Source organism: Halobaculum gomorrense, from assembly GCF_900129775.1.
Classification (GTDB): Archaea; Halobacteriota; Halobacteria; order Halobacteriales; family Haloferacaceae; genus Halobaculum; species Halobaculum gomorrense.
The window spans coordinates 165330-191453 of record NZ_FQWV01000002.1 but is presented as its reverse complement, the minus strand read 5'-3'; the positions used below and the strand labels follow the sequence as shown (position 1 = coordinate 191453).

The 26124-nt window shown below is 70.0% G+C and carries 24 protein-coding genes; 6 read left to right on the top strand and 18 right to left on the bottom strand.

Annotated elements, in window-relative coordinates; translation table 11 throughout:
- Positions 1-8: 8 nt before the first annotated feature.
- A complete protein-coding gene (locus BUE16_RS04450) occupies positions 9-3272 on the bottom strand; it encodes a molybdopterin-dependent oxidoreductase (protein WP_073307222.1) in 3264 nt (1087 codons plus the stop codon).
- 195 nt (positions 3273-3467) lie between these two features.
- Here BUE16_RS04450 and BUE16_RS04445 point away from each other — a divergent pair, with 195 nt between their 5' ends.
- A complete protein-coding gene (locus tag BUE16_RS04445) occupies positions 3468-5618 on the top strand; it encodes a hydrogenase iron-sulfur subunit (protein ID WP_073307221.1) in 2151 nt (716 codons plus the stop codon).
- Between the two features lie 20 nt (positions 5619-5638).
- Positions 5639-6271, top strand: coding sequence for a TorD/DmsD family molecular chaperone (locus BUE16_RS04440; RefSeq protein WP_073307220.1), 633 nt, complete (start codon positions 5639-5641; stop codon positions 6269-6271).
- 39 nt (positions 6272-6310) lie between these two features.
- Here BUE16_RS04440 and BUE16_RS04435 read toward each other — a convergent pair whose 3' ends face one another.
- Genes BUE16_RS04435 through BUE16_RS16595 form a run of 3 tightly spaced genes read right to left on the bottom strand, consistent with a single transcriptional unit; the run spans position 6311 to position 7044 of the window.
- Positions 6311-6601 carry a hypothetical protein gene (locus BUE16_RS04435; protein WP_073307219.1) on the bottom strand — a complete coding sequence of 97 codons (291 nt, stop codon included), beginning with the start codon at positions 6599-6601 and terminating at the stop codon, positions 6311-6313.
- Positions 6594-6911 (bottom strand): hypothetical protein, encoded by a 318-nt coding sequence (locus BUE16_RS04430; protein ID WP_200778373.1) that lies wholly within the window; start codon positions 6909-6911, stop codon positions 6594-6596. The genes BUE16_RS04435 and BUE16_RS04430 overlap by 8 nt, the downstream gene beginning before the upstream one ends.
- Complete coding sequence (locus tag BUE16_RS16595) at positions 6904-7044, bottom strand: hypothetical protein (protein WP_159435727.1); 141 nt, start codon at positions 7042-7044, stop codon at positions 6904-6906. The genes BUE16_RS04430 and BUE16_RS16595 overlap by 8 nt, the downstream gene beginning before the upstream one ends.
- Before the next feature lie 132 nt (positions 7045-7176).
- Between BUE16_RS16595 and BUE16_RS04425 the strand changes: the two genes are divergently transcribed.
- Positions 7177-8370, top strand: coding sequence for a DUF7405 family protein (locus tag BUE16_RS04425; protein ID WP_073307218.1), 1194 nt, complete (start codon positions 7177-7179; stop codon positions 8368-8370).
- Between the two features lie 59 nt (positions 8371-8429).
- Here BUE16_RS04425 and BUE16_RS16855 read toward each other — a convergent pair whose 3' ends face one another.
- The 7 genes from BUE16_RS16855 to BUE16_RS04405 form a co-directional block, all read right to left on the bottom strand.
- On the bottom strand, positions 8430-8588 hold the full coding sequence (locus tag BUE16_RS16855; RefSeq protein ID WP_200778372.1) for a hypothetical protein: 159 nt from the start codon (positions 8586-8588) through the stop codon (positions 8430-8432).
- 67 nt (positions 8589-8655) lie between these two features.
- The gene (locus BUE16_RS16590; RefSeq protein ID WP_159435725.1) at positions 8656-8823 is read right to left on the bottom strand and encodes a hypothetical protein; all 168 of its coding nucleotides are present in this window, start codon (positions 8821-8823) and stop codon (positions 8656-8658) included.
- Positions 8824-8959: 136 nt separating this feature from the next.
- A complete protein-coding gene (locus BUE16_RS04420) occupies positions 8960-9307 on the bottom strand; it encodes a hypothetical protein (protein ID WP_073307217.1) in 348 nt (115 codons plus the stop codon).
- Positions 9307-9444 (bottom strand): hypothetical protein, encoded by a 138-nt coding sequence (locus BUE16_RS16850; RefSeq protein ID WP_200778371.1) that lies wholly within the window; start codon positions 9442-9444, stop codon positions 9307-9309. Before BUE16_RS16850 ends, BUE16_RS04420 begins: the two co-directional genes overlap by 1 nt.
- A 111-nt stretch (positions 9445-9555) precedes the next feature.
- Complete coding sequence (locus tag BUE16_RS04415; RefSeq protein ID WP_073307216.1) at positions 9556-9822, bottom strand: hypothetical protein; 267 nt, start codon at positions 9820-9822, stop codon at positions 9556-9558.
- A 75-nt stretch (positions 9823-9897) separates the two neighbouring features.
- Positions 9898-10851 carry a DUF7124 domain-containing protein gene (locus BUE16_RS04410; protein WP_073307215.1) on the bottom strand — a complete coding sequence of 318 codons (954 nt, stop codon included), beginning with the start codon at positions 10849-10851 and terminating at the stop codon, positions 9898-9900.
- Positions 10852-10863: 12 nt separating this feature from the next.
- Positions 10864-12627, bottom strand: a complete 1764-nt coding sequence (locus tag BUE16_RS04405) for an aldehyde ferredoxin oxidoreductase family protein (protein WP_073307214.1) — start codon at positions 12625-12627, stop codon at positions 10864-10866.
- Positions 12628-12742: 115 nt separating this feature from the next.
- On the opposite strand from BUE16_RS04405, the gene mobA reads away from it, so the two are divergent.
- Positions 12743-13438, top strand: a complete 696-nt coding sequence (gene mobA / locus BUE16_RS04400) for a molybdenum cofactor guanylyltransferase (protein WP_073307637.1) — start codon at positions 12743-12745, stop codon at positions 13436-13438.
- 33 nt (positions 13439-13471) lie between these two features.
- On the opposite strand, the gene yqeC is transcribed toward mobA, so the two are convergent.
- Both yqeC and BUE16_RS04390 read right to left on the bottom strand, forming a co-directional pair.
- Positions 13472-14215, bottom strand: coding sequence for a selenium cofactor biosynthesis protein YqeC (gene yqeC, locus BUE16_RS04395; RefSeq protein ID WP_073307213.1), 744 nt, complete (start codon positions 14213-14215; stop codon positions 13472-13474).
- Between the two features lie 74 nt (positions 14216-14289).
- Positions 14290-14805 carry a redoxin domain-containing protein gene (locus BUE16_RS04390; RefSeq protein WP_073307212.1) on the bottom strand — a complete coding sequence of 172 codons (516 nt, stop codon included), beginning with the start codon at positions 14803-14805 and terminating at the stop codon, positions 14290-14292.
- A gap of 299 nt (positions 14806-15104) precedes the next feature.
- Between BUE16_RS04390 and BUE16_RS16240 the strand changes: the two genes are divergently transcribed.
- Together BUE16_RS16240 and BUE16_RS04385 are read left to right on the top strand one after the other, a co-directional pair.
- Positions 15105-15500, top strand: coding sequence for a hypothetical protein (locus BUE16_RS16240; RefSeq protein ID WP_143165363.1), 396 nt, complete (start codon positions 15105-15107; stop codon positions 15498-15500).
- A 262-nt stretch (positions 15501-15762) separates the two neighbouring features.
- Positions 15763-17652: an SLC13 family permease gene (locus tag BUE16_RS04385; protein WP_200778370.1), complete on the top strand. Its 1890-nt coding sequence runs from the start codon at positions 15763-15765 to the stop codon at positions 17650-17652.
- A 136-nt stretch (positions 17653-17788) separates the two neighbouring features.
- On the opposite strand, the gene BUE16_RS04380 is transcribed toward BUE16_RS04385, so the two are convergent.
- The 5 genes from BUE16_RS04380 to BUE16_RS04360 all read right to left on the bottom strand — a co-directional run bounded on the left by BUE16_RS04380 (position 17789) and on the right by BUE16_RS04360 (position 26029).
- Positions 17789-19639: a hydantoinase B/oxoprolinase family protein gene (locus BUE16_RS04380; RefSeq protein WP_079991494.1), complete on the bottom strand. Its 1851-nt coding sequence runs from the start codon at positions 19637-19639 to the stop codon at positions 17789-17791.
- Positions 19636-21699 carry a hydantoinase/oxoprolinase family protein gene (locus BUE16_RS04375; RefSeq protein ID WP_073307211.1) on the bottom strand — a complete coding sequence of 688 codons (2064 nt, stop codon included), beginning with the start codon at positions 21697-21699 and terminating at the stop codon, positions 19636-19638. The genes BUE16_RS04380 and BUE16_RS04375 overlap by 4 nt, the downstream gene beginning before the upstream one ends.
- 104 nt (positions 21700-21803) lie before the next feature.
- On the bottom strand, positions 21804-23582 hold the full coding sequence (gene arcS / locus BUE16_RS04370; RefSeq protein ID WP_073307210.1) for an archaeosine synthase subunit alpha: 1779 nt from the start codon (positions 23580-23582) through the stop codon (positions 21804-21806).
- A 24-nt stretch (positions 23583-23606) separates the two neighbouring features.
- Positions 23607-25142, bottom strand: a complete 1536-nt coding sequence (gene tgtA / locus BUE16_RS04365) for a tRNA guanosine(15) transglycosylase TgtA (protein ID WP_073307209.1) — start codon at positions 25140-25142, stop codon at positions 23607-23609.
- Positions 25143-25249: 107 nt separating this feature from the next.
- Entirely contained in the window at positions 25250-26029 is a 780-nt protein-coding gene (locus BUE16_RS04360; RefSeq protein ID WP_079991493.1) for a CPBP family intramembrane glutamic endopeptidase, read from the bottom strand.
- Positions 26030-26124: the final 95 nt, after the last annotated feature.

Here is a 26124-nt window from a genome sequence, read left to right as displayed (position 1 = left end):
GCCATTGGTTATTGCACCGTCGTGTTGTCGCGGACGTCGAAGTCCTTCTGCTGGCCGAAGCCGTTGCGGTCCTGCGGGAACTCGTAGCTGTCGAGGTCGATCGGCTCGTCGGAGAGCCCGCCCTCGTCGACGCCGCGCATCGAGAGCTCGTTGACGAGCGACTGCGTCGCCTTCTGGACCCGCACCATCGCGGGCTTCGTCTCCTGCATCTGGGTCTCCACGTCGTACCCCTTCGAGGTGATGATGTTCACGGAGTCGCCGATCGCGTACGGCACCGTTCCCTCAGGGTACTTCTCCTCGAGGGACTCGCCGCGGAAGATGCCGCCCCAGTGGAACGGGAGGAACGTCTCCTCTTCGTTCGGGCGGTACGTCACCCGCGCTTTGACCATGATCGAGCCGCGGTCGGTCGTCGAGATGACGAGCATGTCGCCGCCGTCGACGCCGAGGCGGTCGGCCATGTTCGGATGGATCTCCGCGTACATGTGCGGCTGCAGGTCCGCCGTGTACTCGATGGACCGCGATTCGGCCCCGCCGCCCTGGTGTTCGACCTGGCGCCCGGTGGTCATGATCGTCCAGTCGCTGTTCTGGTTGTCCAGCCCCTGGTCGACCAGCTTCTGCATCGCCTTCTCCTGTGTCACCGCGTTGTTCTGGTCGAGGCGGTAGAAGTTCCGCTGCTGGCCGTTCGCGGGCCACTGCTGGACCAGGTCCGAGCGCGGGCTCTCGATCGGCTCGCGGTGAACCGGCGTGGTGTCGAGGAACCCCCAGACGACGCCGCGCGCCCGGCCGCGTCCCGTCGGCGCGTCGGGCTGCTTGTAGTCGTACTGCTGGTAGAACTCCTCGTCGAAGCCGGCGTCGTACTGCTCGTTCATCGCGACGGCCGTGTCGTACACGGACGTGTCCTCCCGGAGCGCGTACTCGTACGGGAGCGTCAGCGCGTCCGGGTTCGTCTTGTCGTCCGGCATCGTCGTCGCGAAGCCTGGGTACTGGGGGACGCCGTTGATCTCGCCGGACCAGTCCGACTCCCAGTTATCCGGCGTGAACGGGTCCCGCAACATGTTGAGCGCCTCCTCGCCGCCCTGGTCGTAGGTCGCCTGCATCGGGTACGGCTTGTCGCTCATCTGTTCCCACTCCTCCGGCGTCGGCGCCTGCACGCCCCAGCGGGCGCGGAAGTCCTGTCCACCGTTTCGCGGGTCCTTGTCGTCGTTCCAGATGATCGGCGTGCCCGGGTGCCCCTCACCCCAGCACGGCCACGGGAGCATCCAGTAGTCGCCGTGGACCGGCGTGCCCGGCGAGTCGGCCTGCAGGTTCTCCGAGGAGAACGCGTAGTCGTACTCGAGGTGCTGCTGGAGCCGTTCGGGGTCCTGACAGTAGCCGATCGTCCGGACGCCGAGGTTCACCTCCCGCAGACACTCCTCGTACGTCGACTTCCCGTTGTACATCTCGGGGCCGCTGCCCCAGTCGAAGTGGTCGCCGAAGCCCAGGTAGTTCGCCAGCTCCTGCATGATCTGCATGTCGGGGCGGGTGTTGTGGCTCGGCGGGCGGACGGCCTCCGACCACTGCACCGAGCGGTGGGAGTTCGTCAGCGACCGGGGGTGCTCGTACTGGCTCGACGCCGACAGCAGCACGACTTCGGCGTCGATGTCGAGTTCGGGCAGCACCGACGCGGTCGACGGGAACACGTCGACGATGACGACCAAGTCGAGGTTCCCCATCGCGTCGCGCTGCTTCTGCATCTCCGAGATGGAGTTGACCGAGTGGCCCCAGATGATTGCCGCTTTCAGCCTGTTCGGCTGGTAGATCGGCGTCTGGTTGAGCCGTTCCTCCTGCGGGAGGCCCGCCTCGAACCACCGGGCCACGGTGAGGCCCTTCTGGAACATCATCGAGTTCTCCGCCGGGAACGACTCGTCGATGTCGTCGGCGTTCTCGGTGTTCGGCGACTGCCGGACGTACTTCTCGGACGGCATCTGGTCGTACTCTTGATACAGCTCCTCGAACTCGACGGTGCCCGAGGTGAACGGGCTCTCGGACCACACGTCACACCAGTACTGCCAGGAGCCGGGCGAACCGACCGAGTAGTACCCCGGCAGGATGTGGCTCGCGACCGCGAGGTCGGTCGCGCCCTGGACGTTGGCGTGCCCGCGCATGACCTGCAGACCGCCGCCGGACTGCGCGGCCGACCCGGAGGCCAGCGACAGCATCGCGTACGAGCGGATGTTCTGGGTCCCGTTGTTGTGCTGGGTCCCGCCCATCGCCCACTCGATCTGCATCTTGGGGCTGTGCTCGGCCACGAGGCCGGCCAGCTCCTCGATCTCCTCGACCGAGAGCCACGTGATGTCCGAGACCGTCTCCAGGTCGTAGTCGTCGAGGTCGTTCTCGACATCGGGCCACGCCTGGACGCGCTCGGTGAGCATCTCGTCGTCGAGCTCGCCGTTGTCTCGGAGCCACTTGATCACGCCCATCATCAGCGCCACGTCGGTGCCGGGGCGCAGGCGGTAGTAGTAGTCGGCGTGGGCCGCGGTCTTCGTGAACCGCGGGTCCACGACGACGATCTTCCCCCCGCGCTTTTGCCCCTCCAGGATGTGCTGCATCGCGATCGGGTGGGCTTCGGCCGGGTTCTGACCGATGATCAAGTCCATATCGAAGTTCCGATAGTCGTTGATCGTGTTGGTCATCGCCCCGTAGCCCCACGTGTTCGCGAGGCCGGCGACCGTCGTCGAGTGGCAGATGCGCGCCTGGTGGTCGACGTTGTTCGTCCCGTAGAACGACGCGAGCTTCCGGAACGCGTACGACTCCTCGTTGGAGTGGTGCGCGCTCCCGAGCCACATCGTCGAGTCGGCGCCGTACTCGTCTTTGATCCGCGCGAGTTCGCCGCCGACGATGTCGTAGGCATCGTTCCACGAGAGCTTCTCCCAGTTGCCGTCGGCCGTCCGTCGCATCGGCGACTTCAGGCGTTTCTCGGAGTGTTCGCTCCCGTAGATGGACGCGCCCTTCGAACAGAGTGACCCCTGATTGACCGGGTGATCGCTCCACGACTCCTGCCCGACGAACGCGTTGCCGTCGCGTTCGCCGTGGAATCCGCAGCCGACCGCACAGAAGTTGCAGATCGTCTTCGTCAACTCCGTGTGATCGGTGTCTGCTCCATCCGCCTCGCCGCCGCTTTGGGCGAGTGCTTGTCCCGCGCCACCGCCCCCGAGGGCGACCGCGCCGGCCAACGCGCTCGCCTTCAGGAACGACCGTCTGTCTAGGTCCAGTGAGACCGGTTCCGTGCTCATTGTGTTATGTTGACATTCACCACTGGTTGGTGGACTATCATACGCGCTAACGAAAGCATCTCCCTTTAATGTTCGGTGAAAGAGTAGTTGAAATTTTTTGGGCATCCTAAACCAACCGGAAAGATCACCCGCAATATCGCTGTCAGTTGGTTTCCCGACGCAAGGTATATACCCGTGACCGCGTTGACTCCGACGATGAACGTCGGGGCATTCGTCTGCTCGTGCGGCGGGACCTGCGACGTGGATCTCGAGGCGGTGCGCGACGGGGTCCGCGACGTCGAGGTCGTGGCATCCTCGGAGCTGCTGTGCCGGGACGCGCTGCCCGCCGTCGACGGGCTGATCGACGAGTACGACCTCGACCAGCTCGTCGTCGGCGCGTGCGACGACGGCTGTAAGGCGAAGTTCGACGACCTCGTCGAGTCGAAGGGGCTCCATCCGGAGGCCGCGGCGTTCGTGGACCACCGCGAGCGCGCCGGCTGGGTCCACGAGCGCGACGACGCCACCGACAAGACGGCGCGGCTGATAAACGCGCGCCGGACCGGTCTCGAACACGAGGCCGGCGAGCGGACCGTCGAGCGCGAGGCCGGCGAGCACGTGCTGGTCGTCGGCGACGCCGAGAGCGCGGCCGCGCTGGCCGATTCCGCCGAGGTGACACTGCTCGCCGACGGCGCCGAGTACGCCGATGCGGAAGCGGATCTCTCGGACGTGACCGTCGAGCGGGGTCGCCTCGTCGCCGTCGAGGGGCGCTTCGGCGAGTTCGAGGTGCAGGTCGAGGCCCGCGTCACCGAGGACTGCATCTCTTGCATGAAGTGCGTGCAGGAGGGTCCAGACGGGATGATCACCCGCCGCCCCGTCGACATCCACCCCGACGCCCCGGACGGGGAGTGGACCGAGTGCTGCCCGACGGACGCGATCGACCTGTCGGGCGTCACGCGAACCGTCGACGCCGACCAGGTGATCGACCCCGCCGGCACGTCGACGGCCCGCGGGGGGCGCATCGGCTACTACACCGGCCCGGTCGACGCCGGCACCGTCGCCGCCGTCGAGTCGCTGTTGGGCGGGGTCACGAAGCCGAAGTACCTCGATCTGGAGATGGACGTGTGCGCCGCGGGCGAGTCGGGCCAACAGGGCTGCACCGCCTGCGTCGACGCGTGTCCCCACGAGGCCGTCGAGCGCCCCGCCGTCGACGAGGTCGCGTTCGACCTCGCGGCCTGCAAGAACTGCGGGGCGTGCACCTCCTCGTGTCCCACGGGCGCGGTCTCGCTCCGGGAGCCCTCGAACGAGCGGATCGCCCGCGAGGTCGAGGCGCTGCTCAGCCGCGAGACCGACGACGGCGGCATCTGGCCGTTCACCGGCGGCGACGGCGGCATCGAGACGCCGGTGGTCGCGTTCACCTGCGACGAGCGCGCCGCGGCCGCGCTCGACGAGTACGGCCGCCGCGCCGCCGCCGGCGAGGACATCGCCTACCCGCCGGTGCTCCCCGTCGAGGTGAACTGCACCGACACCGTCGGCGAGGGGCACGTCATGCACGCCCTCGCCGCGGGCGCCGCCGGCGTCGCGATCGTCGGCTGCGGCGGCGACTGCCTCCACTCCGGTCCGGACCCGAAGGCCGAGCTGGTCGAGCGCCTCAACCGCGCGACGAGCGACCTGGGCCTCGGCGAGCGCGTCGCCTTCTTCGCGCCGGATCCGGACGACCCCGGCGCGTTCGCGGAGGAGCTGTCCCAGTTCACGGAGCTGACGCTCGACCCGAACCCGGTGCCGGAGGGCGAGCACCGCTCCACCGGCGTCGTCCGCGCGGACAAGCCCAACCCCGAGTACAACAGCCACGACTGGACGCTCGAATCGGTCCGGCGGATCGTCGAGTTCACCGATCCCGAGCGCGACGCGATCCGCGGGCTGAAGGACTTCGGCGTGATGTCGGTCTCGGACGCCTGCAACCTCACCCCGACATGTTCGACGCTGTGCCCGACCGACGCCATCCGTCGGACCGACGACGGAGACCTCCAGTTCGCCCACGAGGACTGCGTCAACTGCGGCCTCTGCGAGGAGGGGTGTCCCGAGACGGCGATCACGATGGATCGGGGGCTCGACCTCTCGCGGCTGCCAGAGAACCGGACCGCGGGCGAGGGCGCCGCCGCCGGCGACGATCCGCGCTGGGAGACGGTCCACGAGGGGGAGATGCTGAAGTGCGTCCGCTGCGGGACGCCTTTCACCTCCGCCGCCTCCGCCGAGCACATCGAGTCCGAGGTCGGCGACCTCGTCTCCGGGGTCGCCCCCGACTCCGAGCACAGCGTCTTCGAGTACTGCGGCGACTGCCGCGCCGCCCTGCTGTTCGACAACAGATAAGCGACCCGACGAGACACACCATGAGCACCGACGAACTCGCCGTCTACGACGCCCGGATCGAGCTGATCGACTTCCCCATCGAGGTCTTCCATGACACGCCGTCGCGGGAGTTCCTCGACCGGCTGCTGTCGGGCGACGTTCGGGTCCCGGAGGACCACGTGAACGACCACCTCGACGCCGGGTTCGACCACGTGCGCGCGTTCGTCGAGGCGAACGCGGACGCCGACCGCGACGAGCTGTACGCCGACGTGAAACAGAAGTACACCACCGTCTTCGTCGGCCCCCGCCCGCCCGTGCTGCTGCACGAGACGTACTACCGCGACGACACCGATTTCATCGGGCAGGGACTCGCGGAGGTGGAGTCGAGCTACTCCGCGGCCGGCTGGCAGCCCCCCGAGGAGTACGGCGAGGAGAACGACTTCGTCGCCGTCGAGTTGGCGTTCCTGCGGTGGCTCGTCGACAAGCAGCGGCAGGGGATGGAGGAGGCGTTCGGCTACGAGCGCGTGTTCCTCGACACCCACCTGACGACGTGGGTTGAGGCCGCCGTCGACGACGTGCACGAGGAGACGGACAACGACCTGTTCCTCGCGGCCGCGGAGATCCTGCTCGGGCTCGTCGAGTTCGAGGACGAGATCGTCGCACAGGTTGCCTGAACCGACCGGGAGCCTCCGCAGAGAGTAGTCAAGCCGTCGTCAATCGTCGACGGAATCCATCAATCGCTCCCCGTCGGCGGCGGTGTACACGACCGCGAAGCCGCCCAGCACCGACAGCCCCGCGAACGTCACCGCGACCGGCGTCCCAAGCGCCATTGCCTGTTCCATCGCGAAGTACGCGCCCCACGTCTTCCGCCCGATCGACTCCGCGGCGATCGCCACCGCGGCGACACCGGCGACGGTGACGAGGAGTCCGACGACCGACAGGGCCGCGAACGCCCGAGCGACCCACCGCGCGCTGGGTCGGTCGGACCCGGCTGCCTCAGACATCGTACACCACCCGCGCGGCCAGCGAGACGGCCAGCAGCGGCACCAGCAGCGCGAGCAGTCCGCCCGTGAAGACGCCCATGTAGCTGATCGTCGATTCGAGGTGGATCGCCCAGTGCCACGTCCCCTTGACCTCGGCGATGACGGCGACGGTGCCGACCATGAGGAGCGACAGCGCCACCAGCGACGCCAGCGAGTACGCCCCGACTCGAACCCAGTACAGCGTCCGAGCCAGTCCAGTCGGTCCCTCCTCGTCTCCCCCGGAACCGACCGAGTGGGCCGCGTCGTCCGCCTTCGCCGCGGGGCTACTCATCCATCTCACCCCCGGTCGCGCCGTACGACCGGTACGCATCGTACGTCGCTAGCGCGAGCACCACGAGCCCCACCCCGAGCAGCAGGAACGCGGGCTCCAGCGCGAGCGGGAGGTTGGCGTGGATTCCGCCCATGATAGGAGACGGGTCGGTCCGTGAACCCATAGCGTTTGTGCCGAGCCCGTGCAGGCGAGAGTCCGATCGCGATCGACCGCGGTTCTCGACCGACCGAACCCTTTTGCTCGCGTATCTCTTGTACATCCACGAATGCCGTCCAGACGGAGCATGCTCGGGAAGCTCGCCGCCACCGCGGGGGTCGGCGTCGCGGGCTGCGCCACCGGTTCTCCGCCGGGGCTCCCGCTCGATGCCAACCCGCACCCGGTTCCGAGCAGGCAGTACGCCCAGCACGATGTCCTCCGTCGCGACACCGACGGCAACGTGTTGCAGGCGCGCCATCGACGGCTCCTCCTGCTCGACCTCAAGGCGTCGCCGTCTCAGCGGGCCGCCGAGACGGTCGAGCGCGCCCTCCGCGGGGTCGAGCGCGCCTTCGACTGGGCGCCGGACGGGCTGTTCCACGCGCTCGCATGGGGGTCGAAGTACTTTGCGGACAACGACGCGCTCGGACGCGTCCCGATCGAGCACCCGACAGTGCTCACCCGCACCGACGACGAGGAGCTTCAGCGGTTCGATGCGCTGCTCGTGCTCGAATCCGACGTGCCCTCCCACCTCCCGGCCGCCGAGAGCGCGCTGTTCGGGGCGCGCAACGAGCTGAACGGCGAACCGGTCGACCACACCCTCGCTGACGTGTTCGTCCGCCGCGACCGCCGGACGGGCTTCCTCGGCGAGGGGCTTCCGGCCGAGCACGTCGACGTCGAGGGGTTGGAGGCGGACGCTCCGATGTTCTCGGGGTTCTTTTCCGGACGCGAGGGGAGCCAGGCGACTGAGGACGCGATCGCCATCCCCGACGGCCCGCTCGCGGGCGGCACGACCGCCCACCTCTCGCACATCAGTTTCGACCTCCCGACGTGGTTCGACTTCGACGAGGCCGACCGCGTGCACAAGATGTTCTCGTCGGAGTTCTCCCCCGAGGACGTGGCCGAGTTGACGACGGACGTTCCGTTCGCCGACGAGGTCCGCGAACACGCCCGCGAGCACGGCAGCGTCGGCCACCACGAAAAGGTCGCGCGCGTCCGCCGCGACGGGAAGCCGCTGCTGCTCCGACGCGACTTCAACACCGTCGACGGCGGCGTGACCGGCGTCCACTTCCTCAGCTACCAGCGGATCCTCGACCACTTCCGGCGGACGCGCAAGTCGATGAACGGCTGGTACCTACGCGACGACCACCCCAACATCACCGACCGCGAGAACAACGGCATCCTCAACGTCATCTCGACGACGAAGCGAGCGAACTTCGTCGTGCCGCCGCGCGAGAAACGGGCGTTTCCACTGACGGTCACCTGAGTCGGCGCGTCGGCCGCAGCGGGATACAGCGCGTCGTCGCGTTGTCCCGTCCGATACCGTTACTCGTCGTCGAGTCGCTCGGTGCCGTCAAGATCGACCTCGCCGTCGGTCTCGCCTTGGTTCTCCTCTTGGGGGCCGTGGTCGTACTCCCAGACCTCGTAGCCCTTGTACTGCTGCAGTCCGCCCGTCGGCCGCCAGCCGGTGTCCTCGGTCGCCATGCACTGACGATCAGAAGCCGAGAACTTAGCTGTTGTCCCGTCGCCGGCGTCGATGTACGTCCGTCGGTCACAGAAGCGCCGGGATCACGCCTGCGAGAAACGTGATCGCGGCGAGCGCGAGCGCCACGTGGCCGGCGACGCCGGCCAGCGCGAGCGCGGTCGCGAGCGCTTCTGCGGCGGTTCCGAGGCGATCCTGCCGGGCGATCGTCGCGGGTTTCGTCGGTGTCGCAGGCATCGGTTGTCACCCACGTGGACGTACGGGGTGGCGTGAAAAACCAGGGTGGGGCGGTTCCCGCAGTCGCGGAGTCGTTCCCGGACCGCGGGAACCGTCGAACCCGGCGAGGCAGTCACTCGTTCGGAATCCGGGGCCGCTACTCGGTCGGCGGCGCGTTGTCCGGGCGCTGGCCGTCCTCGTCGAGGAACACGTTCGCGAACAGGTCGACGTGGAGGCGGAGCAGACGTTCGGTCGACAGCCCCGACTCCTCGGCCTGGCGCGAGAGGAACGTCGCGAGGTCGTCGCTCGGGGCGAACCGGACCCGCTCGCCGCCGTCTTCCACCTCGAAGGTGACCTCGGTTCCTCCGGAGACCAGGTGCTCGATCTCCAGGAGCGCCTGCTCGAGTTTCACCTCCAGGGCCTCCTCGTCGTCCATCATGCGCTGGTCGGCCCACTCGCCGGCGGCCGCGACGAGGCGGTCGCTGGGCTCGAACGTGATCGCCATCAGAACGACACCCCCTCTCCCTCGAACGCGGGCTCCCAGGCCGTCACGGTCTCGCAGACGGGACATTCACGCTGTACCGTCCCCTCCGGGCAGCCGACGCGAGTCATCGTGCCGCAGTCGACGCACTCGTACTGCATGGACGGACGAACGGAATCAGGCCTGTTAGCCTTGTCCCTCGGCGGGGTCACTCGCCGGTTCGGGACACAGCGCCGAACGACGGACGAACGCGGCGCCGTTCGGGCGCAGCGTCACTCCTCGGGCGGCCACGTCTGCGGCGCCGGATCCGTCTGACCCAGCTCGCCGAAGAAGACGAGCAGCAGCGCGACGATGCCGGCGAGCACCGCGACGCCCGCGAGACCGCCGACGGCGTTTTGCCCCACGTACGACCCCGTGAACGTCCAGAGGCTCTCGATCGCTGCGAACGCCTGGACGGCGGTGTAGGCGCACCACAGGCCGATCCCGGTGGCCATCGCGGTCAGCACCCAGCTCTGTGAAACGGCGGTTCGAAGTCCCATAGCGACACCATCGCACGGGCATCGCAAAAAGTGTATCTCCGGATCGACCGCCGAGCGTCTCGGCCGCCGCGACCGTCAGTTCGCGGCGTCGCCGTCCTCGTCGTCGCCGCCGGTGGCGTCGGCCCCGCTCGCGCCCTCATCGTCGCCGACGGCGTCGTCGCCGGCCCCCGCCTCGGCGTCGTCTGCGAGCGCCCACCCCGACGCCTCCGCGGCCTCCGAGAGCGGAACGAACTCCCAGTCGGCCCGCTCGGCCCACGCGCGCTCGCCGGCGGCCTCGACGCCGACGAGCACCATCCGCTCGGCGTGGAACATCGAGTTCGGTCCGACCTCCTCCAGCCGCTCGCCCGGCCCGGTGCCGGTCCCGTTGAAGAAGTCGAGGTCGAGCCGGTTGTCGCGCTGGAACTTGTTGATCACGTGGGCGTCCACGTCGCCGACGATGCCGACGTAGTCGGTCCACGTCTCGGCGTCCGCGAGCGCGGCGTGGAGGTTCGCGAGCGAACGCACCGCGCGGTACGACAGCGCCATCGTCATCTCGCTTTTCGTCTCGCCGTGCGGACCGGTCGCCTCAGGTTGTTGTTGCGTCTCTTCCTCGCGCGCGTCCGCGGAGACGCCGCCGCCGCCCCCGCCCTCGCGGGGGATGCCGACGGGCCTGTCGTCGTCCGCGTACGGCACCCGCGGCGTCGACGACGAGAGGTCCGCGCCCAGGTCGTCGTCGTACTCCGTCGGCTCCGGCTCGTCGGCGCCCAACTCCTCCGCGCGGGCGGCGCCCGAGCGCCAGCCGCCAGTGCCGCCGCCGTCGCCGTCGTCGGTCCCTCCCGCGCCGCCCGCAGTCGGGGCGGCTGCCGGCGACGCGTCACCATCGCCGCCGCTGGGTTCGTCCTCCAGGTCGCTGGGTCCGTCCTCCGAGTCGCTCGGGTCCCCAGAGGCGTCACCGTCGTCGTCGCCCCAGAACCAGTCGCCGCGGTTGGGCCGCTCGTCGTCGTCGTCGGGCTGTACGTCGAGTTCGTCGAGGTCGATCTTGTCTGGCATCGCTGAGGTGTCTCAGTCGTCGGCTTGCGGGCGGTCGGCGGGGCGGTCGAGCGCGTCGGTCGGAAGGTCCAGCCTCGAACACCGGTCGGCCGTCGGGAGCCCGCGGTTGTCCCACCCGCGGGCGGCGTAGTAAGCGTTGAGCAGGCGCTCGAACGACTCGGGATCGACGGCGCGCCCCGCCGCCGGCGCCTCGCCCTCGGGCAGGGGCTCGGCGAACTGCGGCGGGAGCGTGTCGGCCGCGCGGTCGAACCCCTCGCGAGCGTTGAACAGGCGCACGAGCGTCCACACGCGGTCGCCGACGCGGCGGAGGTCGTCGTGCGGGACGCCGAGGGCGTCGAGCCATTCGGCGCCCAGATCGTCCCACAGCGTCTCGCCGGCGAAGTCGTCGACGACGAGGCTCCACAGCACCGCGCGGGCGTTCTGCGCGCCCACGACCGCCTCGACCCGGCGGGCGGTGTCCCAGTCCTCGCGGAACACCTCCTCCTCGATGGGGCGCGCGCGGCGGTGACAGCCCCCGCGGTCGGCGGTCGCGTACGCCAACGCCATCCCGAGCGCGCCGCGGGGGTCGTACGCGGGCAGCTCCATCGACTTCACCGTCGGCACGTAGTCGCCCGCGCCGTAGCGCTCGGCGGCGGCGTCGACGCCCTCCGCGAGCGCGTCCGCCAGCTCGTCGCCGTCCGGTCGTCGGGCGATCCGCCCGATCAGCCGCCGGGCGCCCTCCTCGTCGCCGAACTCGAAGTCGACCTCGCCCGCGCGGACCGCCCACGCGACGGCGTTGCCGGCGGTGATCACGTCGACGCCGAGGCGGTCGCACGCCTCACCCAGCGCCGCGACGGCGTCGAAGTCGTCCATCCCCAGCCCCGCGCCGAGCGTCATCGGCGCGGCCCCGCGGGGGACCGTCTCGCCGTCGTCGGTCTCGACGCGAAAGCCCCCGGGCACGTCGTCCTCTGGATGTTCGCGCTCGACTGCGGCCTCGGCGGCCGCCTCGATGCCGATGTCGCCGACCTCGTTCGCGGTGTCTCGCCAGCCGTTCGCGGGCAACACGCCCACCTCGGCGGCGAAGTCGATCGACTCCAGCGTCTCGCCGGCGGTCTGCCACTTGCCGGCGTCGTCGGCGGCGAACGCGTCGGCGTACTCGGCGTGCAGATCGGCGAGTTCGTCTGGCACCGCCGTCGCCTCGCCGTGCGCGACGACCGCCTTGAGGTGCTTCGAGCCCATCACCGCGCCGGCGCCGCCGCGGCCCGCGTGGTGGTCGCCGGCGTCGGACGCGATGGTCGCGTACGCCACCTCGCGCTCGCCGGCGGGGCCGACGCACGCGACCGCCGCGTCGGGGTACGCCTCGGCCGTCTCGACGGTGTCGGCGCCCGTGAGGTCGGCCGCCGACTCCAGTCGCGGCTCGCCGTCGCCGACGACCAGCGCCGTCGGCTCGTCGGCTGCGCCCGTCACCAGCACGCCGAGGCAGTCGGGAAGCGATCCGGCGAGGCGGTCGGGGAACGTCCCTCCGGAGTAGGAGTCGAGGAACGCGCCCGTCAGCGGCGACTTCGTCACCGCGGCGTAGCGCGACTCGCCGGGGAGTGCCCCCGAGAGCGGACCGAGCATGAACCCGAGCAGGTTCTCGGGGCCGCGCGGGTCCGCCCCGGGCGACAGCTCGTCGTACAGGTACCGGGCGCCGAGCCCCTTGCCGCCCAGGTAACGGCGGCGTCGTTCCTCGGGGACCGCCTCGAAGGCGAGCGCTCCCGCCGAGAGATCGACGCGAAGCACCCGGGTCCGTGTCATCGTCAGCGTGGAAACGGTCGACGCCGATAAGGGTTTGCCAGGGGGCGAGCCCCGCTGGCTCGCCGCCCGTCCCCCCGCAGGCCTTTTTACCCGGCGCGATGCAGGTGCACTCGTGATCCGCTACGCCGCCGTCATCGCCGGCGGGCGCTCGACCCGGTTCGGCGACCGCGACAAGGCCGTGACCGACCTCGCGGGCATCCCGATGATCCGGCGCGTCGCCGACCGGCTCGCGGACGCGACCGACCGGCTGGTCGTCAACTGCCGCGCGGACCAGCGCGCGGCGATCGCCGACGCCATGGAGGGATACCCGAACCCCGTCCGCTACGCCGAGGACCCCGAACCGGACGAGGGGCCCATGGCCGGCATCCGGACCGCTCTCCGCGGCGTCGAGGGGTGGGGCGGGACCGACGCCCCTGCGTTCGTCGTCGCCTGCGATATGCCGTTCGTCGACCCGTCGCTCGTCGACGCGCTGTTCGACCGGCTGGCGGGCGGCGCCGACGCCGAGCGCACCGGCGAGCGCGACGGGTTCGGACGCGGGAACGCCGACGGGGACCGCCTCAACGCCGTCGTCCCCCGCGTCGAAGACCAGTGGTTCCAGACGACCCACGCGGCGTACCGCGCGGGGCTGATGGCCGACGCCTGCGACGCCGCGCTCGAACGCGGCGACCGAAAGATCATCGCGCCGCTGTTCGAACTTGACTACGCCGAGGTGGGCGCCGACGACCTCGACGCGCTCGGCGTCGACGACCGGACCTTCGAGAACCTCAACACCGTCGAGGAGCTCGAGGCGGCCGCGGCGTCGCTGTCGTAGCCGGCCGATCCCTCGCGGGGCCGGACGGACGGCTCACGCCTCGATCACGTCGACGATTCGCCCCTCACCGAGCGCCGCGAGCACGACCCGGTCGAGTCGCCCCGCCGCGTCGGCGTCGAGCGACGCGGCGGCGATCTCGCGGGCGACGGCCTCGTCTTCCGCGTCGTCGACCTTGTTCACCAGCGCGACCGCCTCGGCACCGTCGGGGACGGCCTTCAGCCCGCCCGCTGGCGACGCGAGCACCGCTCCGACCGCTTCGGCCGTGACCTCGTCGCCCTCGTCGATTCCCGCGATCGCGGCGACCTGCTCGGGGCGGTGGACCCGCTCGTCCGTGAGGGGTTCGCCGACGACGTGCGCGGCGGCGATCGGCACGACCGCGTCGGCGCTCGCGGGGATCTGCGGCTCGCGGTCGCTGGGCGCTTTGAACTCGCGCATCCGCGCGCCGTCGGCCTTCACGAGGACGGGGCCGTCGTGGGTGGCCGCGAGGTCGGCGACGGCTCCCCGGTCGTACCCGAGGTAGCGGTCGTCGCGCTCGCGCTCGGGGACGAGCCCGAGCGGGAAGTCCGATGCCGCCGCCTCGTCGAGCGCGTCGAGCGGGTCCTCGCTCACCGCGACGCGCGCGACGTGATCGTCGAAGATCGGGATCCGGACCGTCGCGGTGACGACCGCGCGGTCGATCCGGTTCGCGAGCGCGTACAGGGTCGTCTTCTTGCCGCCGGCGCCGACGACGCAGACGAGGCCCTCAGTCGGGAGGGTGTCCTCGGGTGCGAGAGGCATACTAGTCAGTTCGGGTCGGGAACCGAGTAGCTTGCGCCACGGGCGAGAGTCGGCGAGACGCCGCCGGCGGCGACCTACTCGGCGGCCGCCGCGACCGCCCCCTCCACCTCGTCGGTGTCCGGGAACGTCAGCGGCTCGGTCGCCCGCCACGTGTACGTCACGGTTCCGTCGGGGGCGACCACGAACACCGCGCGGTCGGCGATTCCCGCCATGAGCCCGCTTTCCCGGCGCACCCCGAAGTCGGCGATCACCGAGTTGTTGAACCCCGAGACGAGCGGGTACGCGATGTCATACTCGTCGACGAACGCGAGCAGCGACCACGGGGTGTCGGCGCTGACGCCGTACACCGGCGCGTCGAGCGCCGAGAGGTCGGCCTTCCAATCTCGGAGCTGACACAGCTCTTTCGTGCAGGTGCGCGAGAACACGCCGGGATAGAACGCGAGGACGACCGGACCGTCGGCGAGGGCAGTCGCGAGGGAGAACTCGGCCACGTCGTCGCTGGTGTAACTGCCGCGGTCGGTGGTTGCGGCCGCCTCGGGGGTCGCCATCGGTGCGGTCACGTCGGGAGCGTCGTCGCCTACGTCGAGCATGTTCGCTTCCTCCAGCGCCGGCGGCTAAATCTCTTCGTGCCGCCGACGGTCCGATTCGGACCTGCCCCGTGCTGCCCGCGTGCACGGTGTGGGGATCGGCTCTCGGACGGTCCCGTCGCGGGCGCACAGGGTCTTCGCCCGTGTGGTGACGGTTGTCTGGGCACGCAGCCCTCGTAGGCAATCCAGCGTGAAACGACCGGCAGGTAGGAACGAAGGTGTGCAAACTGATCGGTGTTGCTCTTTTGTAATAGCCAGTAGCTGTCAGAAAATATTTAATCGTTCTCTCGGCTGTGTGGCTCGTGACGTCGCAAATTGGTTCCCTGATAGGAATTTCCCTGCTAATCGCCTGTGCTGGCTGTGCGGGGATTGGTAGTACCGACCCCGTTACTGACGAAGAAGCGAGAGAACGGGCGCTCAGCGCCGAAAAGGCGCGTGTGACTCAGACACTGGAGAACGCGAGCTACATCACCAGCAGTAGCGTCAGCACCTATGGGGAACCGGATGCGGTCGTTGTGAACGACAATAACTCGGGAGTCAACGTTCGAGTGAACATGCCGTATTCGTATGAGTACAGTTGCGATGGCGGTTCCAGCGGAGCGGTCGACGGTCTAGAAACAACCGTGGTCTACCAAGTGACGAACTCCAACGTCACAACAATGATAATTAAAGGGGACATACGAAACGCCTGCGCCTGAACAGATGTCGAAGTGCTGTGCATTTTTATTTATATCTCACCCCGTGGCAGAGTCCGGTAGCTGTCGCGACGATCGATAGCGCCGGTGCCTGCATCGATCGCGAAGGCCGTGCACGGGTGTCGGTGATGTACCCGTTACGCCGAGCCGGCGGGAGCGCGACACTCGTTCGGATGCACGGCTGGGAACGCGCTGGATGGAATACCATAACTTATGCATATAGAATTCATAGCTACCGTATGAACATATATCTGAAAACCGAGATATGAGTCTCGCAGCGCTTCCAGCGCAGGCCGAGACGATCCCGCCGGTTACGACGGGCATGCTCGTCGTGTTCGGTATCGTCCTGCTCGTGCTGTTTCTTTTCGTCACGGAACTCCTCCCGATCGACGTCACGGCGATATTCACCATCGTCTTGCTTACCCTCCTGTCTCCGTGGACGAACGTCTCCGTCACGGAGGGGATCTCCGGCTTCTCCAGCACTGCGACCGTCGCCGTACTGGCGATGCTCATCCTCAGCACCGGCATCAGTCAGACCGGCATCGTCCAGATCCTCGGGCGGAAGATGGCGACGTTCGCCGGGAACAGCCAGCGCAAGCAACTCGGGGCGACGATCGCCGTCGCCGGCCCGGTCTCGGGATTCATCAACAACACGCCGGTCGTCGCGATCCTCGTTCCCGTCATCTCCGATCTCGCACACAAGGGGAACACCTCTCCCTCCAAACTGCTCATCCCGCTCTCGTTTGCCTCCATGTTCGGCGGGATGCTCACGCTCATCGGAACGTCCACGAACCTTCTCGCCTCGAGCGTCTCCGAGCGGCTCATCGGTCGGTCGTTCTCGATGTTCACCTTCACCGGCCTCGGTGTCGTCGTGCTCGTCACCGGGTCAATCTACCTCATGACGATCGGCCATCGACTCCTCCCTGAACGCGTCCCCGCCAGAGAGGATTACATCGAGGAGTACGAACTCCAGAACTACGTCACCGAGGTCGTCGTCCGAGATGACGCCTCCATCGTGGGGAAGACGGTCGCAGACGCCATCGACGAGTCCCAGTTCGACGCGGACATCATGCAGATCCTCCGCGACGGCGAGACGTACTTCGAGGGGATCGGCGGCAAGCGGATCCGCGCCGGCGACATCCTCACGATCCGAACCGACCGCGAGACGCTCGGGTCCCTCCGCGAACTCGAAGGACTCAATCTCGTCGGCACTCCGCCCACCGACTCGGAACTCGAGACCGACGATGAGACACAGGCGCTCGTCGAGATCGTCATCCAGTCCGGCTCCTCGCTTCTCGGGGAGACGCTCACGACCTCCTCGTTCCGCGAGCGGTACGACGCGAGCGTCCTCGCGTTCCGCTCGGGCGGTGAGACGATCCGGAGTCGACTCGACAACGTCAAACTCCGCGTCGGCGACACCCTCCTCGTCCAGGCCCCGTCCGACAGCATCGACCGGCTCTCGTCGAACCCGGACTTCATCGTCGCACACGAATCGGAGACCGCGGACTACCGCACGGAGAAGATCCCGTGGGCCGTCGGGATCATCATCGCCGTCGTCGGCCTCGTCGGTATGCCCTGGGGGCCCCTCGCCTCGGCCACCGGGATCGACGCGTTCGCCGCTGTCGACGTGAGCATCGTCCAGACCGCACTCGCCGGCGTCGTCGCCATGGTCGTCACCGGCGTCATCAAGCCCGGAGAGATCTACGACGGGGTGGACTGGAGCGTCATTCTCCTCCTGGCGGGAGTCATCCCGCTCGGCATCGCGCTTGAACAGACGGGCGCAGCGACGTACATCGGGTCGATCATCGCCCTCACGGGAACATTCCTGCCCGTCATCGGCGTTCTGTGGGTGTTCTACATCGCGACCGGCCTCATCACGAGCGTCATCTCGAACAACGCCAGCGTCGTCCTCATGATCCCCGTCGCCGTCAAGACCGCACAGGAGGTCGGCGGCAATCCCTTCGCGTTCATCCTCGCGGTCACCTTCGCCGCGTCCACCGCGTTCATCACGCCCGTGGGCTACCAGACGAACCTCTTCGTCTACGGCCCCGGCGGCTACAAGTTCTCGGATTACGCCCGCGTCGGTGCCCCGCTACAACTCCTCCTTTCGGTCGTCACGATCCTCGGGATCGCGTTCTTCTGGGGACTCACCTGACCGAGCCGATCGAGCTCCGGCGAACCGGCTGTATACAACGTTCTCACTCCCAGTAGCCCTTATTTCGACTCACGCCGTCCGTCTCAGCCCACGCCGGAAGCCATCAGAAGGCGAGGGAGAGTTGATCCGCGGCAGGTCAGTCTCGGTCGTCCGTGTCACCGTCACGATCTCCGTCGACCTCGTACCCGTACCGCTCGCGCGCCGCCTCAGAGGTCAATTTCCCGAGGCGGAGGTCGCGCCGGATCGCGTCGGCGTCGCGCTCGGCGGGGTCACCGTAGCCGCCGCCGCCGGGCGTGCGCACGCTGACGACGGAGCCGGCGGGGAGGTCGCGGGTGTGCTTTGCGGGCAGCCGTTCGAGTTCGTCGCCCGCGCTGTCCACCAGGTACGCCGCGCCGTTCGCCCCCTCGCCGCCGCCGGCGAGGCCGTACGGGTGCGACTCGTGGCGCTCGGCGAGCAGGCTGAAGCGGGCGGTGTGGTCGCGGACGCGGATGTCGCGCCGGAGGCCGAGGCCGCCGCGGTGTGCGCCCGCGCCGGCGGAGTCGGTGCGGAGTTCGTAGCGCTCGATCCGGAGGGGGTAGGCCGTCTCCAGCACTTCGGCGGGCGTGTTCAGCGTGTTGCTCATGTGGACGTGGACGCCGTCCATCCCGTCCCCGCCCGCGCGACCGCCGAAGCCGCCGCCCTGCGTCTCGTAGAAGGCGTACGGCGTCGGGTCGTCGCCCCGCGGGTCGGTGCCGCCGAGCGTGACGTTGTTCATCGTGCCCTGGCAGGCGGCGACGACGCCCTCTGGGTCCGCCTTCGCGAGCGCGCCCAACACCACGTCGGTGACGCGCTGGCTCGTCTCCAGGTTGCCGCCGACGACCGCCGCGGGGAGCCTCGGGTTCACGATGGTCCCCTCGGGCGCGACGACCTCGATCGGGCGGTAACAGCCGTGGTTCGGCGGGATGTCCGGGTCCGTCACGCAGCGGACGGCGTAGTACGTCGCCGACGCGGTCACCGCGAGGACCGCGTTTATCGGTCCCTCGGTCTGGTCGGCCGTCCCGGTGAAGTCGACGGTCACCTCGTCGCCGGCGACGGTGAGTGTCACGTCGACGACCAGGTCCTCGTTGCCGCGGCCGTCGTCGTCGAGCGCGTCGGCGAACTCGTAGCTGCCGTCCGGCAGCTCTGAGAGTTCGGCGCGCATCCGGCGCTCGGAGTAGTCCTTGATCTCCGCCAGCGCGGGCGCGAGGTCGTCGCCGTGTTCGGCCGCCAACTCCCGGAATCGACGCCGCCCGGTCGCGTTGGCGGCCACCTGCGCGCGGAGGTCGCCGCGGCGCTCCTCGGGCGTCCTGACGTTCGCGAGGATCATCGACAACATGTCCTCGCGCACCTCGCCCTCGGGTGTTCCGTCCTCGGCGACCTCCCCGGTCCCCTCCTCGAACTTCACCGGCGGGATGCGTAGCCCCTCCTGGTAGATCTCCGTCGAGTCCGCGGCGACCGACCCGGCGGTCGACCCGCCGATGTCGGCGTGGTGTGCGCGGTTCGCGGCGAAGGCGATCACCTCGTTCGCCACCTCGCCGGCCCCTCCCTCGCCGGCCTCTCCCTCGCCGGTCGCCCCGTCGCCGAATATCGGCGTCACCAGCGTCAGGTCCGGGAGGTGCGCGCCGCCGCGGAACGGGTCGTTCAGCAGCACCGAGTCGCCCGGCGAGAGCGACTCCGGCGGGAACGCCTCGACCGCCGCAGCGACCGAGTACGGCATCGCGCCGAGGTGGACCGGCATCGTCTCCGCCTGCGCGATCATCTCGCCGTCGGCGTCGAACAGCGCCGTCGAGCAGTCCCGGCGCTCCTTGATGTTGGGCGAGTAGCCCGTCCGCACGAGCGTCGCGTTCATCTCCTCGGCGACCGCCTCACAGCCGTTGCGGATCACCTCGAGGGTGACCGAGTCGACGCCGCTGGCGTCGCCCGCGTCCGCGCCGTCGGCGGCGCCGCCGCCGGCTCCGTCGTCGCTCATGCGCCGTCACCCCCGGTCTCGACGACCAGGTTCGCGTCGCCGTCCACGCGCGCCCGCTGGCCGGGGTGGACGACGACGGTGCTCTCTTTCCCCTCGACGACGGCGGGCCCGTCGAACGCCGCGTCCGTCGGCAGGCGCCGGCGGTCGTACACCGGCGTGTCGCGGTCGCCGTCGCCGAAGCCGACCCGACGGGTCGTCCGGATCGCGTCGTCGGGGTCGCCGTCGCGCTCCTCGACCGCGAGTTCGGGCGGTTCGACGAGCCCACGGGCGCGGAGTCTGACGGTCACCAGTTCCACGGGCTCCTCGGGCGAGGCGTGGCCGTACCGGCGCTCGTGGGCCGCGTGGAAGCGCTCGGTGACCGCGTCGAGTTCGTCGCCCGCGAGGTCGCCCTCGACGGGCACCGACAGGTCGAACGACTGCCCGGCGTAGCGCAGGTCGAGCGTGCGCTCGAACGCCATCGCGTCGTCCGCGCGGCCGGCGTCGCGCAGTTCCGCCCGGCCCTCGGCCTCGAACTCGCCGTAGGCGTCGCGGAGGGCCGCCGGATCCACGTCGTCCCAGCGGCGCACCATCGACGTGGAGTAGTCGTACACCACGTCGCTGATGAGCAGCCCGAGCGCCGAGAGGACGCCCGCGGCCCGCGGGACGACGACCTCGGGAACCTCCAGCGCGTCCGCGAGCGCGGTCGCGTGTAGCGGCCCCGCGCCGCCGAAGGCGACGAGCGCGAACTCGCGGGGGTCGTAGCCGCGCTCGACGCTGACGACGCGCAGCGCCCGGCGCATGTTCGCGTTCGCCACGTCGAGCAGGCCGCGTGCGGCGGCCTCGGTCGCGTCGGAGTCGCCGGCGACGGCCTCCGCCAGCGGGGCGAAGGCGTCGCGGACGGCGTCGGCGTCGCGGCCGAGCGCGTCCGGGAGGAAGCCCGAGGGGTCGATCCGGCCGAGCACGAGGTGGGCGTCGGTGACGGTCGGCTCGGTGCCGCCGCGGTTGTAGCAGACGGGGCCGGGCTGTGCGCCCGCCGAGCGCGGGCCGACCCGCAGGGCGCCGCCCGCGTCGACGTGGCCGATCGAGCCGCCGCCGGCGCCGACGGTGTGGATGTCGACGGTCGGCACCGAGACGGGGTAGTCGCCGACCTCGGTGTCTGTCGTGACCAGCGGGTCGCCGTCGCGCACGAGGCTCACGTCACAGGAGGTGCCGCCCATGTCTATCGTGATCAGGTCGTCGACGCCGCGGCGCTCGGCGACGTGGGTGGCGCTGCGGACGCCCGCCGCGGGGCCCGAGAGGAGGGTGTCGACGGGGCGTTCGCGGGCGGCGTCGGCCGCCATCAGCCCGCCGTTCGACCCCATCACCCGGAGGGGCGCGTCGATCCCGAGGTCCGCGACCGCGTCCGCAAGCGACCCGAGGTACGCGTCAATCACGGGCTTGAGCGCGGCGTTCATCGCGGTCGTCAGGGTACGCTCGTACTCGCGGATCTCCGGGAGCACGTCAGAGGAGAGCGAGACGCTGGCGTCGACGCCCTCCTCGCGCAGGATCTCGCGGACGCGACGCTCGTGGGCGGGGTGCTCGAAGGAGAACAGCAGGGAGACGGCGACGGAGTCAACGCCCGACTCCCGGAGGTCGCGGGCGCGGTCGCGGACGGCGGCCTCGTCGAGGTGGCGGAGCACCTCGCCGCGCTCGTCGACCCGCTCTGGCACCTCGAACCGGCGGTCGCGCGGGACCACCGGGTCGGGCTTGGTCGCCTCGAAGTCGTAGATGTCCGGGCGCGTCTGGCGGCCGATCTCCAGGGCGTCGCGGAAGCCCTCGGTCGTGACCAGCGCGGTGTCGGCCCACTCGCCCTCCAGCACGGCGTTCGTCGCGACGGTCGTCCCGTGGCCGAGAAAGCCCACCTCCGAAAGCGGGGCGTCGACCCCGCGGAGGCCGGTCACCACGCCCTCGTCGGGTGCTGCGGGCGTCGACGGCGTCTTGTCGACGCGGACCCGGCCGTCCCGGACCGTCACGAGGTCCGTGAACGTGCCGCCCACGTCGACGCCGACGCGCGTTCCCGCCGTCGCGTCGTCGTCTGTCATACGCGAGGATTCGGGGGGAGCGTTGTATGCGTTCGCTTCGCGGGCGGGGCGGCCGGAGGCGACGCGGCAACGACAGGGGCGTGGGTGGTGCCGGACCGCCCGCCCTACAGCTCCTCGCTGTGGCGAACGTCGACGGCGACGCCGCGGGTCGACGACCGCATCTCCGCGCCGTGCATCTCCGCGCGGCCGACGGCGAACGCCGCCGGTCCCTCGACGACGACCTCGTCGCCGACGCGGATGCCGTCGTCCGCGTCGACGACGCCGGGCGCGAGTACGCTCCCCTGCGGGACGAACGCGTCGATCTCGACGGTCTTGGTCGGCGCGTCGCTGTCGACCCACCGGCGGGCGCCCGCGAGGGTGAACGCCAGCGCGCCGTAGGTGGGGACCATCGTCGCAAGCAGTTCCTCGTCGTCGTCGCGGACCTGAAGCTTGGGGTACCGCGAGCGCGTGTTCAGTTCGTCGAACAGGTCGTCGCCGGCGCCGTCGCCGAGCATGTAGTCGGCGATGGCCCGGACGGTGTTGTGCTGGCGCTCGCGTTTCGAGTACTTCAGTTCGCCGTCGAGCGTCGACATGAGGTTCCCGATGGACTCGGTCGTCGTCGGGTGGTCCTCGACGGTGTACTCGAAGGGCACGTCGACCGCTTTCTCGACGCGCTCGCAGATGTCGCGGTAGCCGTCCTCGGGGACGTGCGCGATGACGCGCGGGTACTCGTTGCGTTCGAGGTAGCGGCGCAGGACCTCGGCGACGAACTCCTTTTCGTCCTCGCTCCAGCGCCCCGTCACGACGGTGTCGTAGTGCTGGGCGGGGTAGGTGAGTTCGAGTTCCTGCGGGACGACGCCGATGGGCGAGGTCATCGACGCGAGATGTGCGCGGAACTGGATCGCGTCGTGGAACTGCCCGTGGCTCTGGCTCTCGGAGTACGGCTTCCTGGCCGAACACGGCACCAGCACGAGGGGGTTGCGGAAGCGGTTGACGTAGCGCTCGGAGACGCGCTGGGCGAACCGCTGGATCTCCGGCCGGCGGATGGTGTCGCCGGTGGCGGCCGTGAGTTCGTTGTTGCGGGCGACCGGCGCGCGCGCCTCGGTGTAGCCGTACTGCTGGTCGAACTCCCGGAACGTCGCCGTGAGCCACTGCTCGTGTCGGGCCTGCCCCTCGACGTAGTCGCGGAGGCGACCCTCGCGGATGCGTCGGCGGACGCGACGCAGTTCCGCCTCCAGCGCGTTCACGTTGTGTTCCTCGCAGGCGGCGCGGTCGAACTCCTCGCGGGGCACCTGACAGACGGGACACGAGCACGGCAGTTCGTCCAGGTCCTCCAGGAAGCGTTCGCCCTCGTCGGTGAGGTACTTCCCCTGGCTTCCCTTCACCCGCGCGCGCTTGGCGTCGACGAGGTCGACGCCGGCGTACGCGAGCGTGGCGACGTTCAGCGGCGTGGCGACCCCGGAGAGGTACAGCGCGGTGTCGGCGGGGACCGTCTCGCGCACGTCGACGACCGCGTCGACGAACGCCGAGGCGTGGCCGACGACGCCCTGTGCGTTCGAGAGTACGTAGGCGTCGACCCCCGCGTCGGCGGCGTCGCCGGCGGCGGGCGCGTCGCTCGTGATCACGGCGGCGGTCGGGCCGTCGACGGCGGCGGCCGAATCGGCGTAGTCGGGGGCGAACGCGTCTATGACCTCCTCGCGCGTGCCGGCCGGGTACGCGCGGTGCGGGAGGATCGTGAGCGCGGCGTCGTCCCCGTCCAGGAGGTCGCGCTCGCGGTTCCACAGCGACCCGGCGTCGCGGACCACGTCGTCCGCGAGCGCCGGGGTCCGCAGGGGCGAATCGAGGCGGAGTTCCCCGATTCGGGCGGCCCCGTCCCGCTCGTGGACCTCGAAGTAGTCGGTCATGGCCCGGTATCCGCGGTCGGGCCGTTATTCGCTTTCGCTTCGGGATTCGGCCGTACCCTCGCTCGCAGGCGCGTGCTCGCCGTCGGGGCCCGCGTGCAGGTCCTCCAGCGTCACCGACTCGGGAACGACCCCCAGCGCCTCGGCGCCCCAGTCGCGGTGAGCGAGGGTGATCTCGGCGTCGGGGTTCGCCGCCGCGAGCGCCGCGATGCCCTCGGCGGCGGCGCGTTCGGCGGCGGCGTCGGTGCGGTCGGGCACCTCTGCGGTGAGCGGGTACGTCTCCGAGAGCGCGCGCGGGAATGGGCCGAAGGGCGGGACGACCCGCCACACCGCGTCGTAGTCGTGCTCCGAGGGCTCGCCGTACTCCGAACACAGCAGCGAGTCGGGCACCGACAGGCGCGCGAGGCGGTCGTGGTGGCGACGGACCTCGGGTCGGTCGGCCGACTCGTGAGAGACGTCGAAGAACGTGCCCTTCGAGGCGCTGTCGATACGTTCCAGTTGGTCGGCGTGCGCCAGCAGCGCGCGGTAGCCGTCGAGCATCGCGGGGTGGCCGCGGGCGCGCTTCTCGACGAGCTCCAGCAGGTCGCCGTCGCGGATGGCCTGCTTCACGCGCCGGAGTTCCTCGAAGGTGACGTGGAGGTTGTGCTCGGCGAGCAGTCGCTCCTGCTTGTCACCCTCCGTATCACGGAGTTCATCGGGCGTATGCTCGTGGCAGATTGGACACGAACACGGGAGGTAGTCGAGGTCGTCCAACTGCTCCGTGCCGGACACCGTGAGGTAGCGCCCGTCGCGCGCCATCAGCGCGTACGCCGCGGAGTCGAACAGGTCACAGCCGAGCGCGACCGCCAGCGCGAACATCATCGGGTGGCCCGCGCCGAACAGGTGGACGGGGCAGTCCTCCGCGAGGCCGCGCTTCGCGGCGGCGACGGCGTCGACCATGGCGTCGTAGCGGTAGCCGTTCATCATCGGGACGACCGCGCCGACCGGGAACACGTCGAGGTCCGTCGCAGCGGCCTCCCGTCCGGCCCGCTCGCGGAGATCCGGGTACGTGCTGCCCTGCACCGGTGCGTTGACCAGCATGTCGCCGGCGTCGACGGCCTCGGCGTCCGCGAGCGCCCGACGGGTGACCTCGAGGTCGGACTCGGCCCGCTCGCGACTCGCGTCCGGCGGCGTGGGAATGTCGACGGGCGTGCCGATGTCGCTGCCGATGTCGCGCTGGAATTCCAGAATCTCCGTCGTCGTCGTGTCGATCTCGCCGTACTCGGCCAACTGGAAGCTTCCCGAGTCGGTCATGATCGCCCCGTCGAAGCCCAGCAGCTCGTGGAGCCCCTCCTCCAGCGCCTGTTCGCGCACGTCGTCGGTCGTGCGGATGATGTAGGAGTTGGTGATCAGCATGTCCGCGCCGAACTCCGAGCGGAGGCGGCCCGGGTCGATCGTCTCGATGTTGGGGTTGATCACCGGGAGGAGAGCGGGGGTCTCGACGGTGACGCCGGCGCGGGGGACGGTCAACTCCCCGATGCGGCCGGCGGCGTCGTGGTCCCGGATCTCGAAGTGGTCGCGCACGTCCGGGAGTGTCCGGGGACGCGAGTAAGGGTATCGCTCGACGGTCGCGACGACCGCGGCGGGATCGCGGTCCCGCGACCCGGAGACGCGTCACCCGCCGACGAGCCTCACACGAGCGGGACCACGGCGGCCGCGCCCGAGCCCGTCCCGTCGCCGAGCGCGACGCTCGCGTAGATGGAGAGGAAGACGAACGAGTTCCAGATCCCGTGGATCAGCGCTGGCACGACGAGGTTTCGCGTGTGCTCGTAGACGAGACCGAACACGAGGCTGGGGATGAACAAGATTACGATCGTCGTCGCGCGGGCGCCGAGCGACCCCGTGAGCGCGGTGACGTGGACCGCGGCGAACAGCGCGGCCGTCAACACGATCGCGGCCGGCGCCGGGAGCGTCTCGCGCAGGCGGTTCTGGACGGTGCCGCGGAACAGCGTCTCCTCGCTGGGGCCGATGACGAGCAGCGAGGCGAGGACGAGCACCGGCACCAGCGAGGGCACGTCCTGGGCGAGCTCGCCGGCGGAGTTGCTCGCCGGCGTCAGCCCGAGCACCTCGGTCACGACGATGGCGGTGCCGAGGGTGAGCGTGAGCACGGCGAGAAAGCCGACGACGACGAGTGCGAGTTCGCGCAGCGAGGGCACCTCGATCCCGAAGTACTCGCGGACGCCGGCCCAGTCGAAGCCGCGCCAGCGGAGGTACGCGAGGGGGAAGCCGATGAACGGGACGTACTGACCGAGCACCAGCAGCACGCCGAGCCGGGCCGGCAGCGACGCGACCCCCGCGAGCGTGAGCGCGAGGACGCCGACCAGCGAGAGCGCGAGCGCGAGCACCGCGCCGCCGATACCGAGGCCGTAGCCGCTCGCGACGGCGCGGACGTTCGCGGGAACTGTGACCATACCCCCGGTACGGCCGGGGGCGTCAAGACCCTTGCCGCTCGGGGGCCGCGCCCTCGCCGCTTCGATGCTCCCAACGCCGCCGGCGGGCGTCCCGG

Excerpts from the sequence above, each read along its gene's own strand:
- BUE16_RS04450 (WP_073307222.1), bottom strand. The coding sequence starts at position 3,272 with ATGAGCACGGAACCGGTCTCACTGGACCTAGACAGACGGTCGTTCCTG.
- BUE16_RS04445 (WP_073307221.1), top strand. The coding sequence starts at position 3,468 with ATGAACGTCGGGGCATTCGTCTGCTCGTGCGGCGGGACCTGCGACGTG.
- BUE16_RS04440 (WP_073307220.1), top strand. The coding sequence starts at position 5,639 with ATGAGCACCGACGAACTCGCCGTCTACGACGCCCGGATCGAGCTGATC.
- BUE16_RS04435 (WP_073307219.1), bottom strand. The coding sequence starts at position 6,601 with ATGTCTGAGGCAGCCGGGTCCGACCGACCCAGCGCGCGGTGGGTCGCT.
- BUE16_RS04430 (WP_200778373.1), bottom strand. The coding sequence starts at position 6,911 with ATGAGTAGCCCCGCGGCGAAGGCGGACGACGCGGCCCACTCGGTCGGT.
- BUE16_RS16595 (WP_159435727.1), bottom strand. The coding sequence starts at position 7,044 with ATGGGCGGAATCCACGCCAACCTCCCGCTCGCGCTGGAGCCCGCGTTC.
- BUE16_RS04425 (WP_073307218.1), top strand. The coding sequence starts at position 7,177 with ATGCCGTCCAGACGGAGCATGCTCGGGAAGCTCGCCGCCACCGCGGGG.
- BUE16_RS16855 (WP_200778372.1), bottom strand. The coding sequence starts at position 8,588 with ATGGCGACCGAGGACACCGGCTGGCGGCCGACGGGCGGACTGCAGCAG.
- BUE16_RS16590 (WP_159435725.1), bottom strand. The coding sequence starts at position 8,823 with ATGCCTGCGACACCGACGAAACCCGCGACGATCGCCCGGCAGGATCGC.
- BUE16_RS04420 (WP_073307217.1), bottom strand. The coding sequence starts at position 9,307 with ATGGCGATCACGTTCGAGCCCAGCGACCGCCTCGTCGCGGCCGCCGGC.
- BUE16_RS16850 (WP_200778371.1), bottom strand. The coding sequence starts at position 9,444 with ATGCAGTACGAGTGCGTCGACTGCGGCACGATGACTCGCGTCGGCTGC.
- BUE16_RS04415 (WP_073307216.1), bottom strand. The coding sequence starts at position 9,822 with ATGGGACTTCGAACCGCCGTTTCACAGAGCTGGGTGCTGACCGCGATG.
- BUE16_RS04410 (WP_073307215.1), bottom strand. The coding sequence starts at position 10,851 with ATGCCAGACAAGATCGACCTCGACGAACTCGACGTACAGCCCGACGAC.
- BUE16_RS04405 (WP_073307214.1), bottom strand. The coding sequence starts at position 12,627 with ATGACACGGACCCGGGTGCTTCGCGTCGATCTCTCGGCGGGAGCGCTC.
- yqeC (WP_073307213.1), bottom strand. The coding sequence starts at position 14,215 with ATGCCTCTCGCACCCGAGGACACCCTCCCGACTGAGGGCCTCGTCTGC.
- BUE16_RS04390 (WP_073307212.1), bottom strand. The coding sequence starts at position 14,805 with ATGCTCGACGTAGGCGACGACGCTCCCGACGTGACCGCACCGATGGCG.
- BUE16_RS04385 (WP_200778370.1), top strand. The coding sequence starts at position 15,763 with ATGAGTCTCGCAGCGCTTCCAGCGCAGGCCGAGACGATCCCGCCGGTT.
- BUE16_RS04380 (WP_079991494.1), bottom strand. The coding sequence starts at position 19,639 with ATGAGCGACGACGGAGCCGGCGGCGGCGCCGCCGACGGCGCGGACGCG.
- BUE16_RS04375 (WP_073307211.1), bottom strand. The coding sequence starts at position 21,699 with ATGACAGACGACGACGCGACGGCGGGAACGCGCGTCGGCGTCGACGTG.
- arcS (WP_073307210.1), bottom strand. The coding sequence starts at position 23,582 with ATGACCGACTACTTCGAGGTCCACGAGCGGGACGGGGCCGCCCGAATC.
- BUE16_RS04360 (WP_079991493.1), bottom strand. The coding sequence starts at position 26,029 with ATGGTCACAGTTCCCGCGAACGTCCGCGCCGTCGCGAGCGGCTACGGC.